This window comes from Micromonospora parastrephiae, assembly GCF_016802865.1.
GTDB classification, from domain to species: domain Bacteria; phylum Actinomycetota; class Actinomycetes; order Mycobacteriales; family Micromonosporaceae; genus Micromonospora; species Micromonospora parastrephiae.
On the sequence record NZ_JAEVHM010000149.1, the window covers coordinates 1 to 13,703 of the forward strand.

The window sequence follows — 13,703 nt, forward strand, 5'->3', positions numbered from 1 at the left end:
GCAGTGATGACGGAGGTAAGGCCGCATAATGTCCAACTTCCCGTTCCTCTCGGTGCTCACGGTGGCGCCACTGGTGGGCCGCCACTCTTGTACGCCGTGGTCGCCTTGACCGCCTTTGCTAACTGTCTTAGCTTAATGGCTATGACGACTAGCCGGGTGCGGCGCGGTGGCGGGCACATCGCGTACGAGGTGCAGGGCGAGGGGCCGTTGGTCGTCCTCGCGCACGGCATGGGAGAGAACAGGGCGAGCTTCCGGCACCTCGTGCCCCTGCTGGTGGCCGCCGGTCACCGGGTCGCCTCGGTGGACATCCGGGGGCACGGGGAATCCAGCGTCGGCTGGTCCACGTACGCACCGGCCGAGGTCGGCGCCGATCTGCTGGCCGTCGTCCGCGACATCGACGCCGGGCCGGCCGTGCTGGTCGGCAGCTCGTCCAGCGCCGCCGCGGTGGTCTTCGCCGCCACCGACGCCCCCGAGCTGGTGTCCGGCCTCGTGCAGATCGGCGCGTTCGTCGGTCAGCCGAAGCTCAACCCGCTGCTGCGGTTGGCGCGGGGGGCCGTGCTGCGCAGCCCGCGACTGTTCGGGATGTTCCACAGGACGCTCTTCCCGGTGCACCGCCCCGACGACGACGCGGCGTACCGTCGGTCGATGGTGACCAACCTGCGCGAGCCCGGCCGGATGGCGGCGACGCGCGGCGTGATCGCGCCGGCCGAGCCGCACTGGACCACCCGAGCCCCGCGGGTGCGGCAACCGGTGCTGGTGCTGATGGGCGCCAAGGACCCGGACTTCCCCGACCCGGGCGCGGAGGCGCGGGCGGCCCGTCGGCTCTACCGTCTCGCCGAGGCCCGGATGGTCGAGGAGTCCGGCCACTACCCGCACGCCGACCGGCCACAGCGGACCGCCGAGGAGCTGATCGGTTTCCTGGCGGTGTGCACCGGTGCCTAGGGTCGGGCTCAACCAGCAGACCGTGGTCCGGGAGGCGGCCCGGCTGGCCGACGAGGTCGGCTACCAGCAGCTCACCCTGGCCGCGCTCGCCGGTCGGCTCGGTGTCGCGCTGCCCAGCCTCTACAAGCACATCCGGGGTGCGGACGCGCTGGCCCAGAAGCTCTCCGCGCTGGCCACCGCCGAGCTGGCCACCGAACTGACCACGGCCGCCGCCGGTCGGGCCGGCGGGGACGCGCTACGGGCGATGGCCGACGCCTACCGCGACTACGCCCGTCGGCACCCCGGCCGCTACCCGGCGACCCAGCGGGTGCCCGACCCGACCGACCCCGAGCACGTCGAGGCGGGGACGCGGGCGGTCGGCACCATCTACGCGGTGCTGCGCGGGTACGGGCTCACCGACGACGACGCGGTCGACGCGACCCGGGCACTGCGCAGCGCCCTGCACGGATTCGTCGCGCTGGAGGCCGCCGGAGGCTTCGGCCTGCCCCGCGAGGTGGACCGCTCGTACCACCAACTGGTCGCCGGTCTGGACATCGCGTTCAGATCCTGGCCGCCGGCCGGGGTCGGCCTCGCCCGATCGGGCGAATGGTCGTACCCTTCGGCGGGTGATTGACGGGGTGCAGCGCCCGGCACCGCAGCGGCTCTGGCCGCTGTGGACGGCGTTCGTGGTGATCGTCCTGGTACTGGGCTGCGGTCTGCCGGCGCTGCTGATCGTGGGGGTGGTACGCGAGTCCGGCGGCGACCCACGATCAGCCGGATCGGCGCCTCGGCGACGGACGACCCGGCCACCGCGGTGGCCCGCGGGCTGTCCGACCGGATGGCCGCCCAGCTTCAGCGGCAGTCGACGGCGCTGCTCGGCGGCGACCGGGCCGGCTACCTCGCCGTCGCCGAACCGGCCGCGCACGCCGACCTGCGCCGCCGCTTCGCCGCGCTGCGCGCCCTCAAGGTGACCGTCTGGCGGGCCGAACCGAGTGGCCTGCCCGCGCCGGTCGTCGGCAAGCCGGGCGAGTGGCGGCAGTTGGTGCGCTTCCAGTACTGCTTCGTGGCACCGGGCTGCCAGCCCAGCCCGGTGCTGATCGGTACCCGCTGGCGCGAGAACGGCGATCAGCCTCTGCTGGTCGCCATGGAGGAATCCAAGTCGGCCGAGACCGGCACCCGACCATGGGAGATCAGCGATCTGGCCGTGGCGGTCGGCGCGCGGACCATCGTCGCCACCACGCCGGCGCTACGCGGCAAACTGCCCGGCCTGCTCGCCCAGGCCGAGGCGGCGGCCAGGGTCGCCGACGGGTACGTGGTCACCGGCTCACCGCCGGACCGCTACCGGATCTTCTACGCCGGCCGCACCGAATGGCAGCGCTGGTACGGCGGCGGGCGCCCACAGTGGACCGGCGGCTACGCGGTGACCGTGGGCGGTGGCCACCACGAGGTGGTGCTCAACGCCGAGGGGCTGAGCAGCAGCGGCACCGACGACCTGCTCCGGCACGAGTTGACCCATGCGGCGTCGCTGCCGGCGGGCGGCTATCCGGGCAAGCTGACCTGGTGGCTGGTCGAGGGGCTGGCCGAGTTCGCGGGCGCGGGCGGCCAGCCGGTCGACCGGTACGAGGGCCTCGCCGACGTGCGCAAACTCGTCAAGGGAGGCTGGGACGGCCGGTTGGACGGCGTCACCCCCGCCGATGACGCCTCCGCCGAGCGGGTCGGCGGCAGCTACGGGGTCGGCTACCTCGCCGTCCGGCACCTTCTCGACCGGTACGGGCCGCAGCGACTGCTCGCCTTCTTCAAGGCCGTGGTGCACGACCGCAGGACCCTCGACACCGCGGCCGAGGAGGCGTTCGGCGAGCAGTGGTCGACGCTGCACGACGAGTGCGTGGCGTCCATCCGCGCCACCGCCGCCTGACGCCTCCCGGTCGCCGCGACGGCGAGCCGTACGATCGATGGGTGCGCCGCCCTCAGTCACCTCGGCCGGGCAGTACCATCCGGCCCCGCCTGCTCGTCGCCCTGACCGCCGTCGCCGTCCTCGCCGCCACCACCGCCGCCTCGTGCGGCGACGACCAGCCGCCCGTCGCGCTGGCCTCGGCCGCCCGCAACCCGGTGGCCGAGGTGATCGACGCCCCGGCGACGGTGACCGCCCGCGCCGCCGCCACCCTGACCGCTCCCGCCGACGGCACCCTGGCGGGCCTGCGCGTCCAACCCGGACAGCGGGTGAAGCGCGGCCAGGTGCTCGCCGTGGTCGACTCCCCCTCCGCGCAGCAGCGCCTCCGCCAGGCGAGAGAGGCGCTGACCGCCGCGAAGCGCGCCGGCCGGGGCATCGGAACGGGTGATCTGACCGGCAGCCGGCGCGGCACCGACAAGGCCGCCGACGAGGCGTTCGACGCCGCCCGGAAGGCCGCCGAAAAGATCGCCGACCCGCAGCTGCGCGACGCGCTGCTGACCCAGGTGACGTCGGCGCAGCGGCAGTACGCCGCCGCCGCGCGAAGCGCCGACCAGGCCGTGCGCGCGGTGCAGCGGGGGATCAACGGGCTGAGCTCCGCCGTCGGCGCGCTCTCCGCGGCGCAGCGGCTCCAGGCCCAGCAGGCGTACGACCTGGCCAAGGCGACCGTCGACGCGTTGACCCTGCGCGCCCCGATCGCCGGGGTGGTGCAGCCCGGCGGCACCCGGGCCGGTGGTGGCGCGACCGGTGGCCTCGCGGGGCTGTTGGAGCAGGCCGGCGGCGCTCAGGCCGCCGGCATCGACCCGTCCGTGCTGGCCCCCGGCCAGGGTGGTCCGCCCGCCGGCGTCGACGACGCGGTCGCGGTCGGCAGTCAGGTCACCGCCGGCACTCCCGTGCTGACCGTGGTGGACACCGGGCAGCTGGGGCTGCTCGCCGAGGTGGACGAGACCGACGTGCTGCTGGTCAGGGCCGGCGTGACCGCCACTGCCGAGTTGGACGCCGTCACCGGCGCCAGCTACGACGCCACCGTCCGGTCGGTCGACGTGCTTCCCACCAGCTCCGCGCAGGGCGGGGTCACCTACCGGGTACGCCTCACCCTGGGCGCCGGGAAGCTGGCCGAGGACGAGCCCGCCCCGACGCCCCGCCCCGGGATGAACGCGATCGTGCACCTGCGGGTACGCGAGGCCGCCGACGCGGTGACCGTACCCGCCTCGGCGGTGTTCTCCGCGGACGGTCGGGACGCGGTCTGGGTGGTGCGCGACGGCAAGGCGGGCCGGGCGTCGGTGACCGTCGGCGTCCAGGGATCGGACCTGGTGCAGATCCTCAACGGTGTGCAGCCCGGCGACCGGATCGTGGTGCGCGGCACCGACCAGGTACGCGACGGCCAGGAAGTCCGGTGACCGGACCCCCACCGGCCATCGAGGCGGTGGACGTTTCCCGGACGTACCAGCTCGACGGTGTGTCGGTGGAGGCGCTGCGTGGCGTGTCGTTGACCGTGCGGCCCGGTGACCACGTGGCGCTGGTCGGGCCGTCCGGCTCGGGCAAGTCCACCCTCATGCACCTGCTGGGTGGGCTGGACCGGCCCAGCGGCGGCCGGCTGGTGATCGGCGGGCGGGACGTGAGCGTCCTCTCCCCGCCGGAGATGGCCACCCTGCGCAACGAGACGATCGGTTTCGTCTTCCAGGCGTTCCACCTGCTGCCGCGTACCTCGGCGGTGGAGAACGTGGCGTTGCCGCTGGTCTACCGGGGCGTCTCGGCCCGGCAGCGCCGGGAGCGGGCGGCGGCGATGCTGGGCCGGGTCGGCCTCGGGCACCGGCTGGACCACCGGCCCAACCAGATGTCCGGTGGTGAGCAGCAGCGGGTGGCCATCGCCCGGGCCCTGGTCACCGAGCCGACGGTGTTGCTGGCCGACGAGCCGACCGGCAACCTGGACAGCGTCACCGGGGCCGCGGTGCTGGAGCTGTTGGAGCAGCTGAACGCCGAGTCCGGGGTCGCGTTGGTGATGGTCACCCACGACCAGGAGGTGGCGGCCCGGGCCCAGCGTCGGATCACGATGCGCGACGGGGTGGTCGTGGCGGACAGCGACGCCCCTCATGATCGACCGCTGTCCGTCGATCACGGTCGACCTGAGACACTGGTGCCCGCTCCCAGCGCGGAGCCCCGGTCCGTTTCCGGAAGCGGCCCGGGGCACCCGTCCGGTGGCTCCGGTGGCGCCGCCGGAGCCACCGGGCGCCTTCCGCACCGGCCGGCCCCCGCGGACGCAACGCCCACGCCCGCCAGCGGCCGTGGGGCCGACGACGCCGACGCGGTGACCAACGGCGGGAGTGGGTCGTGAGGGTCGCCGAGGCGTGGCGGGTGGCGCTGGACGCGCTCCGGGCCAACCGGCTGCGCAGCGCGCTCACCATGCTCGGCGTGATCATCGGGGTGGCCTCGGTGGTGCTGCTGGTGGCCATCGGCACCGGCACCAAGCAGAAGGTGGAGCAGCAGGTCGAGGGGCTCGGCTCCAACCTGCTGCTGGTCGTCCCCGGCAAGATCGAGGTGGGCACCGCACCGGTGGTCTCGCCGCTGACCCTCAAGGACGTGGACGCGGTGAGCCGGGTGGTCGGCGACCCCCAGCGGGTGGCGGTCACCGTCGCCTCCGGGGCCACCGCGCGAGCCGGCGCCCGCTCCGACTTCACCACCGTGCAGGGCGTACTGGAGACGACCCCGGCGGTGTTCACCCGCTCGCTGGCCCGGGGTCGCTACCTCACCGGCACGGACGTGGACACCAGCCGGCGGGTGGCGGTGCTCGGCGACTCGGTGGCCCGGGCGCTGTTCCCGGACCGGGACCCGCTCGGCCAGCAGGTGACCCTGGCCGGCGTACGGTTCCGGGTCATCGGCGTCTTCGCGCCGCTCGGGCAGAGCCTCGGCGTCGACCGCGACGACGAGGTGCACGTGCCGGTGACCGCCGCGCAGCGGCTCTGGGGCACCCAACGGGTGGACGGCATCGCCGTGAAGGCACCCGACCGGGAACGGATCGACGAACTGGGCGAGCGGATCGTCGCCGAGCTGAACCGCCGGCACCCGGACACCGAGTTCAGCGCGGTCACCCAGCAGCAGATCCTCGGTGTGCTCGGCGACATCCTCGGCGTACTCACCGGCGTGCTGACGGCCATCGCCGGCATCTCGCTGCTCGTCGGTGGGGTCGGCGTCTCCAACATCATGCTGGTCAGCGTTCGGGAACGGACCCGGGAGATCGGGCTGCGCAAGGCCGTCGGTGCCCGCCCCCGGGACATCGGCGTGCAGTTCCTGCTGGAGGCGGTGCTGCTCACCACGATCGGCGGGCTGACCGGGATGGCGTTGGGTGTGGGCACCGCGCTGCTGGTGGACGCGCTGTCGCCGATCCCGGCGGCGATCACCTGGTGGTCGTTGGCGCTCGCCTTCGGTGTGTCGGCGGCGGTGGGCATCGTCTTCGGTGTGGTCCCCGCGCAGCGCGCCGGGCGGCTCGACCCGGTGGTCGCGCTGCGCGCCGAGTGAACGGCAACCGGACGACCAACGCAGGCGGGGAGATACCGGGAGCACGGATCGGGTGAACCGCCGGCCAAAACATGATCAGTTGTACGAAGGGATCGCGCCGGTCACAGCGGCCCCGCTACCGTACTGGTAACACGCGCGTCGCCGCCCGGCCCGGAGCATCCGTCGGGTTGGCACGCGCCGGGCATGGGATGGGTCGGTGAGCCATGGCCGGGTCGCAGTCCGACGGACGGCTGTCGGAGGTCAAGTTCCTGACCGTCGCCGAGGTGGCAACGGTCATGCGGGTGTCCAAGATGACGGTCTATCGCCTCGTGCACAGCGGTGAGCTCACCGCCGTCCGGGTCGGCCGGTCGTTCCGGGTGCCCGAGCACGCGGTCCACGAATATCTCCGGGGTGCCTTTCAGGAGACCGCCTGAGCCGCCGGCTCCCCGATCGAGTACGACGTAACGGGCATCGGTGAGCCGGAGGAGTGGGCTTGCGAGCCCCGCGGCCGCGAACGAAGAGCGGCATCGACGGGGGCGCGTTGGTCCTGCTGACGCTCTCCAGCTACCCTGGACCCCGACCGAGACCCCACCGGTGCGCCTTGCCGCCCAGACTGGTCCGGTCCGTTGTCCGCAAGCGGTCGCCGTCGCCACCTGCGTGGTGTCATCCGGTCCGCCCCGCACGTTGTATCGAAAGGCTGTCGTATGGGCTCGGTGGTCAAGAAGCGCCGTAAGCGCATGGCTAAGAAGAAGCACCGCAAGCTGCTGCGCAAGACCCGCGTCCAGCGTCGCCGTCTCGGCAAGTGATCGCCGCCGGGCTCGCGGCCCGGCGTCCGGCGTCACTTGCCAAACTGTCGACCTCCGGAGGCTCAGGTGATCAGGCCGTGGTCGTCCCGGCTCGATCTCTCCTGCCGGGGTAGGTGCGTCAGATGACCCCCGGTAGCACCTCAGGTGCTCCGGGGGTCGTCGTCGTCGTCACCGGGGTGAGCCGCTATCTGGGCGCCCACGTGGCGGCCCGCCTGGCCGCCGACCCGCGTATCGAGCGGGTCATCGGGGTGGACGCCCCGGAGGCCGGCACCGAGTTCCCCGACCTGCTGGACCGGGTCGAACGGATCCGCGTCGACGCCGGCTCGCTGGGCGGAATCCTCGCCGACCTGGACGTCGACGCCGTGGTGCACCTCGCGCTGGTCAGCGCCCCCGACCCGCAGCACGGCGGCCGGTCGGGCATGAAGGACCAGAACGTCATCGGCACGATGCAGCTGCTCGCCGCCTGCCAACGGGCGCCGCGGCTACGCAAGCTCGTGGTCCGTTCCTCCACCGCCGCGTACGGGGTGTCGTTCCGGGACCCGGCCGTGTTCACCGAGGAGACCGAACCGCGCGAGGTGCCGCGCGGCGGTTTCGGCCGCGACATCCTGGACGTCGAGGGGTACGTTCGCGGCTTCCGCCGCCGTCGGTCCGACGTCACGGCGACGGTGCTGCGGTTCGCCCCTTTCATCGGCTCGACGGCGGACACCACGTTGACCCGCTACTTTTCGCAGCCGTTCGTGCCGACCGTCTTCGGCCGCGACCCCAGGTTGCAGTTCCTGCACTTCGACGACGCGTTGGAGGTGCTGCACCGGTCGATCGTGGAGGATCACCCCGGCACGTACAACGTCGCCGGTCCGGGCGTGTTGTCGCTGTCCCAGGCGATCCGGCGGGCCGGTCGGGTTGCCGTACCGGTGCTGGAGCCGGGGCTGTCGGGTGCCGCCGCGCTGGCGCGCAGCATGGGCTTCGGCCGGTACGGCCTGGACCAGGTCGACCTTTTCGTGCACGGCCGCGTCGTCGACACGACCCGCCTGGAGCAGGAGTACGGCTTCACACCCCGCTCGACAGCCGCGGCCTTCGACGACTTCATCCGCGCTCACCACGGCGGAGTGGTGGTTACCCGGTCTCAGTTGGCCGCCGCCGAGCAGCTCGTCCTGGACGGCATCCGGCAGGTCCGCGCCGCCGTGCGGGAGCGGTCGTCGTGAGCGCGAGGAGTGAGCCGGTGTTGCGAGCCCCGCAGTCGCGAGCTGAGGTGGCGTCGTGAGCGCGAGGAGTGAGCCGGTGTTGCGAGCCCCGCAGTCGCGAGCTCAGGTGATGTCGTGACCGGGCCGGGGCAGGGGCACGACCCGCAGGGGATCGGCCGGTTCGACGTACCGCAGCAGCCGCCCGCGCCGGACGCGGAGCCGGCGCGGCGCAACGGGCACCGACCGGCTGCCGGGGTCGCGCCGACACCGCAGCCGACCGACGAGGTCGACACGGCGGCCACCGACGAGCCGGCGAGCGCCGGCGGCGCCCCGGCCAGCGGCGGAAGGCACGGCGGCAGCGAGCCGGCGGTGCCGGACCGGCCGGGAGACCCGTGGGACCGCAGGGTCGCCAACGGCCTGGCGTTCCTGCGCCGGCGACTCTCCGGCGACTACGAGGTCGACGAGTTCGGCTTCGACCCGGATCTGACCGATGCGGTCTTTCACCCGTTGCTGCGCCTGCTCTACCGGGACTGGTTCCGCACCGAGGTCAGCGGGGTCGAGCACGTGCCCGTCGACGGGCCCGCCCTGGTGGTCGGCAACCACTCCGGCACGGTGGCGCTGGACGCGTTGATCCTCTCGGCGGCGCTGCACGACAAGCACCCTGCCCACCGCTACCTGCGCCTGCTCGGCGCCGACCTGGTGTTCCGCATGCCGGTGGTGTCGGAGCTCGCCCGCAAGACCGGGGGCACGGTGGCCTGCAATCCGGATGCCGAACGGCTGCTCGGCGGCGGTGACCTGGTCGGCGTGTTCCCGGAGGGCTTCAAGGGCATCGGCAAGCTGTACGCCGACCGGTACAAGCTGCAACGGTTCGGCCGGGGCGGGTTCGTCTCGGCGGCGCTGCGGACGGGCACCCCCATCGTGCCGGTCGCCATCGTCGGCGGCGAGGAAATCTACCCGATGCTCGCCGACATCAAGCCCCTCGCGCGGCTGCTCAAACTGCCGTACTTCCCGGTCACGCCGACCTTCCCGTGGCTCGGGCCGCTGGGCATGGTGCCGCTGCCCAGCAAGTGGCTGATCGAGTTCTGTCCGCCGATCCCCACCGCGCACCTGACCGACTCGGCGGACGACCCGCTGGTGGTCTTCAACCTCGCCGACCAGGTCCGGGAGACGATCCAGCAGACCCTGCACACGCTGCTGGAGCGACGTCCCGACCCGTTCGGCCCGTGAAGGCGGCCGTCAGCTGGCGCGACGGCGGCGCTGCAACGCCAGCCCGGCCGTGACCGCGCCGGCGACCAGCCCGGCCGCCGCGGTCGACGGCACAGCGATCTTGACCGCTCGGCGGCCGGTGCGGAAGTCCCGTATCTCCCAGCCGTGCTGCCGGGCCTGCCGCAGCAGGGTGCCGTCCGGGTTGACTGCCACCGCCCGGCCCACGGCGGACAGCAGCGGCAGGTCGTTGGCCGAGTCGCTGTAGGCCGCGCAGCGGGTCAGGTCCAGTCCTTCCACGGCCGCGAGCTGGGTCACCGCCTCCGCCTTCGCGGGCCCGTGCATCAGATCGCCCACCAGCCGCCCGGTGTACGCCCCGTCGAGCACCTCGGCCACCGTGCCGATCGCGCCGGTGAGGCCGAGCCGGGTGGCGATGACCCGGCCGATCTCCACCGGAGCGGCGCTCACCAGCCAGACCCGCTGGCCGGCGTCCAGGTGACGCTGGGCGAGCCGGTGTGTGCCGGCCCAGATCCGGGGGGCCATCAGCTCGTCGAAGATCTCCTCCGCGAGGCGTTCCACGTCGTCCACCCGCCAGCCCTCGACGAAAGCCAGCGCGGCTTCCTTGGCCAGGGACATGTCACCGGTGTGCTCCCGGGCCAGCACCCGGAACCGGAGCTGCTGCCAGGCGAAGCGGGCCAGGTCGGTGGTGGTGAAGTAGTTGCGGGCGGCGAGTCCACGGGCGAACCAGTAGATCGAGGCGCCTTGCATCATCGTGTTGTCCACGTCGAAGAAGGCCGCGGCGCTCGGATCCGGTTCGGGTGCGATCACCGGCGCCAGGTCGGTCTCCGCCCAGCCGGCGGTGTGACCCTGGGCGTCGGTGCTGACCGTCACCTTGCGGCTGCGCGCCACGCGACTTCCTTCCTCACCGGGTACGACGGATGCCTCCAGCGAGGGTATCCGGCCCACCTGGTCGACCGGCCCGGCACAGAGCGAACTGCGGCGGGGCCGGTCGGACCTGCGGTATAGGGGTCAGCGGGTGCCGGGGCAGGCGGTGGGAGCGGGGCCGAGGGTGTCGCTGCCCGCCGGTGTCGGCAGCCCACAGGCGATCGACGCGCGCAGCGCGTCCGAGCGCTCCCGGATGCTGTCCAGCAGCGCCATCGACTGTCGGGTCCGCTCCCGGTCGGCCCGGTTGGCCCCGTCGAGCAGGTTGCTCACCGCCCGGCGCTGCCCGGTGACGAACGTGTTGACGCTGTCCAGGCTGCTTGGTTCGGCCCGCTGCACCGCCGCCGAGGTCAGCAGACGGACACCCTGCCGGGTGTCGGCGTCCATGTCGTCGAGGACGGTGCTGTACCCGATCCGGTCACCGCGGAGCTTGGCGGCCTCACCGAGCCGGGTCCGGGCGAAGTCCAGGAAGAGCTGGCCGCGGCTGATGTCCGAGCTGGCCAGGGCGAGCTGGGCCCGTTCGGTCGAGCGCTTCATGCCGTACAGCGCATCGCCGGGGACCGCGTCCTCGCTGGCCGCGGAGATGCCGGAGACGGCGATGGCCCCGGCGGCGACGCCGACCAGGATCGCGGCGCGGGCCCTCGCCCGCCGGGCGGTGACCGCCGGCAGCAGTGGCCCGCGGGCGGTGCTGGTGGGACGCGCGGTGGCCGTCTCGGTGGCCGTCGGCGCGTTGCCCAGCCCTTCCCGTTCGGCGGTGGCGAGCAGCATCGCCCGTAGGCCGGTACGGAACTCGGGGTCCACCTCGATCGCCGGGGGATCGACGCTGAGCCGCTGGCCCACCGCGACGAGCGGCGCGAGCTGACCGTCCACCCGGGACCGGACGTGGTGTCGCCGGGCGCCGTTGGCCTCGTCGAGAAGCTGCGCGAAGCGCTCGGCACGCCGGCGGGAGAAGAGGGTGTTGTCCACCGCAGGCACCTCCTCTCGCTGGTCACGGCCGGTCGGCCGCCGTCGTTGCCAGCAACCGGGCGGCAGTGTGACACCACGGAGGTGAGGTGCGGCCGGCGTGCCGGTCGGACCTCGATGACCCGGGCCTGCCGGGCAACCACCGGTCGCACCCGGAGAAACGCGGCGGACCGGGCACGGGTTACGGGCCTGGCGGGGCGAAAATCACAGAAAGTGATTGTCGTCACCCGGCGGGACCGACCCCGAGCTGCGCGGGTGTCGATCGACGCCCATCGGTCCCGCCGACGGAAATTACGGCTGGAAGCCGTCGGGCAGGAGCCGGGCCAGGGCCCGGACGGCCCGGTACTGGAGGGCCTTGATGGCACCCTCGTTCTTGCCCATCGCACGGGCGGTCTCGGCCACCGAGAAGCCCTGGAGGAAACGGAGCACGATGCACTCCTGCTGCTCCGGATTGAGCTGCTTCACGGCGGTCAGCAGCGCGACGTTGGTGATGTGCTCGACCACCGCCGCTTCCGGGCTGCCCTCCGGGCCCCGGTCCTCCCGGTCGGCGTCGAGGACGTCGCCGGTGGTGACCTCCAGCCGGTACGGCCGGACTTGAAGTGGTCCGCGACCAGGTTGCGGGCGATGGTCACGAGCCAGGCGCCGAGGTCGCGGCCCTGCCAGGTGAAGCTGCCGATCCGCTTGAGCGCGCGCAGGAACGTGTCCGAGGTGAGGTCCTCGGCGAGCTGCCGGTTGCCGACCCGGAAGTAGACGAACCGGAACACGGTGTCGACGTACCGGTCGTAGATGAGGCCGAACGCCTCGGACTCGCCGGCCTGGGCCCGCTCGACCAGCGTCCAGACCTCCGTCGCCGGGTCGGACGGGTCCGGCCGGCTCGGGAAGCCGGTCGGCGTCGTGGTGGTGGCCGGCACCGCCGGGATCACCGCTGTCTCACCCGCCGACGGGTCGGTGGTCGTCGTCGGCGTGTCGCCGACCCGTCGACCCTGCGTCGGCATGGTCGGTCGGGCCGGAACGGCGACCCGGCCGCCGGCCGGCTTGGCGTTCCCGCCCGGCACCGCGGGCCGTGGTGGTGGCTCGTTGGCGTGTGGACGGTTGCGGATCCGCTGCGTCGCACCGTCGCCCCGGGTGGCGGCGCCGTGCGATTCGTCCGATGGAGCGCGGGCCGCCGGCCGTTCGTTGACCTGGGCGCGGGTCGGCTGACCGGTCAGGCCGATCGGGCGTTCCGCGTAACCGAAGGTGGTCACCGTGTCGCCCCCGTCCCGGTGCTCGCCGGGCGGGCCGGTCTGCGGGTCGTCGACGTCGACCGACCGGGCTTCCGGTCGGGCAGGACGGTTCCGGGGTTTGCCGACGGGCGGCAGTACCCCTTGAGGTGCTGGTCCAATGCGCTCACAGGCACGGGGGCCTCCTCGGGCTGAGGGGTGTCGACTCACGGCAAATGGGGTGAGCCGACCCGAGTGATGATAGGGCCAACGTCACCCGCGCGTGGCAAGTCCGTTACACAGGGCGGAAGTATTTCCCGCTCCGTCGCACCGGCGGCGGACCGGTTGTCCGTCGTGTGCGATTGACTTTCTCCCGGCTCGGTGATCCAGGATGGATTACCTGGTGGGGGTGCATTGCCGGTCCGGCCACGCGCCGCGCCGGTCAGCCGGTGCGTGTCCGGCCCGACCGCCGGACGAAGGTGCCGCCCGTCCCATCGGCAGGACCCGTCGGACCGCCGGTGGCACACCGAGCGGTCCCGCCGGCGGGACTTTCCCCGCGCTCGTCGTCCCGGTCGTCGGTCCGACCGTCGGGCGTGGCCTGTCGCTGTCCGCTGTGCCAGACTCGATCACCGTGCAGGACGCAGCGGAACACCCCGCGCCGAACCTCGCCGACCGGGTCCACCGGGCGGCTCTCGACCACGGTGACCGACCCGCGCTGCACTGGCGCGAGCACAGCATCACCTGGTCCGACCTGGACGCGGCGGTGGACGCCGCCGCGGGTGGCCTGACCGCCGTCGCGCCGCACACCGATCCGGGCGACCCGCCGCCGCGCGTCGCGATCGCGCTGCCCAACACCCCCGACTTCGTGATCGGCCTTCTCGGCGCCCTGCGCGCCGGCCTGGTCGCGGTGCCGGTCAACCCCGGCTTCACCGCTCCGGAGCTGCGGCACGTGCTGGCCGACTCCGCCGCGTCGGTGCTGATCGGCACGACCGGGTCCGGGACCTGGTCGCCGAGGTGTCCGCCGGGTTGCCCGCGCTCACCGCCG

The 13,703-nt window shown here is 73.3% G+C and carries 13 protein-coding genes and 1 pseudogene; 11 read left to right on the plus strand and 3 right to left on the minus strand.

Translation table 11 applies throughout. From position 1 onward, the window contains the following. The first annotated feature begins 141 nt into the window (after positions 1-141). From JNW91_RS23490 to JNW91_RS23535, 10 genes are all read left to right on the plus strand, one after another. Positions 142-942, plus strand: a complete 801-nt coding sequence (locus JNW91_RS23490) for an alpha/beta fold hydrolase (protein WP_203177605.1) — start codon at positions 142-144, stop codon at positions 940-942. Then, positions 935-1,555 (plus strand): TetR/AcrR family transcriptional regulator, encoded by a 621-nt coding sequence (locus tag JNW91_RS33710; protein ID WP_203177606.1) that lies wholly within the window; start codon positions 935-937, stop codon positions 1,553-1,555. The genes JNW91_RS23490 and JNW91_RS33710 overlap by 8 nt, the downstream gene beginning before the upstream one ends. A gap of 180 nt (positions 1,556-1,735) precedes the next feature. Next, positions 1,736-2,836, plus strand: a complete 1,101-nt coding sequence (locus JNW91_RS23500; RefSeq protein WP_238425562.1) for a hypothetical protein — start codon at positions 1,736-1,738, stop codon at positions 2,834-2,836. Between the two features lie 41 nt (positions 2,837-2,877). After that, a complete protein-coding gene (locus JNW91_RS23505; RefSeq protein WP_203177607.1) occupies positions 2,878-4,269 on the plus strand; it encodes an efflux RND transporter periplasmic adaptor subunit in 1,392 nt (463 codons plus the stop codon). Beyond that, positions 4,266-5,204, plus strand: a complete 939-nt coding sequence (locus JNW91_RS23510) for an ABC transporter ATP-binding protein (protein ID WP_309244470.1) — start codon at positions 4,266-4,268, stop codon at positions 5,202-5,204. The genes JNW91_RS23505 and JNW91_RS23510 overlap by 4 nt, the downstream gene beginning before the upstream one ends. Then, on the plus strand, positions 5,201-6,385 hold the full coding sequence (locus JNW91_RS23515) for an ABC transporter permease (protein WP_203177608.1): 1,185 nt from the start codon (positions 5,201-5,203) through the stop codon (positions 6,383-6,385). The genes JNW91_RS23510 and JNW91_RS23515 overlap by 4 nt, the downstream gene beginning before the upstream one ends. A gap of 203 nt (positions 6,386-6,588) precedes the next feature. Beyond that, positions 6,589-6,798: a helix-turn-helix domain-containing protein gene (locus tag JNW91_RS23520; RefSeq protein ID WP_007465625.1), complete on the plus strand. Its 210-nt coding sequence runs from the start codon at positions 6,589-6,591 to the stop codon at positions 6,796-6,798. 270 nt (positions 6,799-7,068) lie between these two features. After that, positions 7,069-7,170: a 30S ribosomal protein bS22 gene (locus tag JNW91_RS23525; RefSeq protein WP_007465623.1), complete on the plus strand. Its 102-nt coding sequence runs from the start codon at positions 7,069-7,071 to the stop codon at positions 7,168-7,170. A gap of 122 nt (positions 7,171-7,292) precedes the next feature. Beyond that, complete coding sequence (locus JNW91_RS23530; RefSeq protein ID WP_203177609.1) at positions 7,293-8,372, plus strand: NAD-dependent epimerase/dehydratase family protein; 1,080 nt, start codon at positions 7,293-7,295, stop codon at positions 8,370-8,372. Between the two features lie 348 nt (positions 8,373-8,720). Continuing rightward, positions 8,721-9,578: a lysophospholipid acyltransferase family protein gene (locus JNW91_RS23535; protein ID WP_203177612.1), complete on the plus strand. Its 858-nt coding sequence runs from the start codon at positions 8,721-8,723 to the stop codon at positions 9,576-9,578. Between the two features lie 9 nt (positions 9,579-9,587). Here JNW91_RS23535 and JNW91_RS23540 read toward each other — a convergent pair whose 3' ends face one another. The 3 genes and pseudogenes from JNW91_RS23540 to JNW91_RS23550 form a co-directional block, all read right to left on the minus strand. After that, the gene (locus JNW91_RS23540; protein ID WP_203177610.1) at positions 9,588-10,463 is read right to left on the minus strand and encodes an HAD family hydrolase; all 876 of its coding nucleotides are present in this window, start codon (positions 10,461-10,463) and stop codon (positions 9,588-9,590) included. Positions 10,464-10,583: 120 nt separating this feature from the next. Then, positions 10,584-11,471 (minus strand): DUF5667 domain-containing protein, encoded by an 888-nt coding sequence (locus tag JNW91_RS23545; protein WP_407664377.1) that lies wholly within the window; start codon positions 11,469-11,471, stop codon positions 10,584-10,586. 279 nt (positions 11,472-11,750) lie between these two features. Then, positions 11,751-12,703 (minus strand): annotated as a pseudogene (locus JNW91_RS23550) (ECF subfamily RNA polymerase sigma factor, BldN family). A 586-nt stretch (positions 12,704-13,289) separates the two neighbouring features. Between JNW91_RS23550 and JNW91_RS23555 the strand changes: the two are divergent. Then, on the plus strand, positions 13,290-13,703 hold a 414-nt coding region (locus JNW91_RS23555; protein WP_309244471.1), incomplete at its 3' end, for an AMP-binding protein.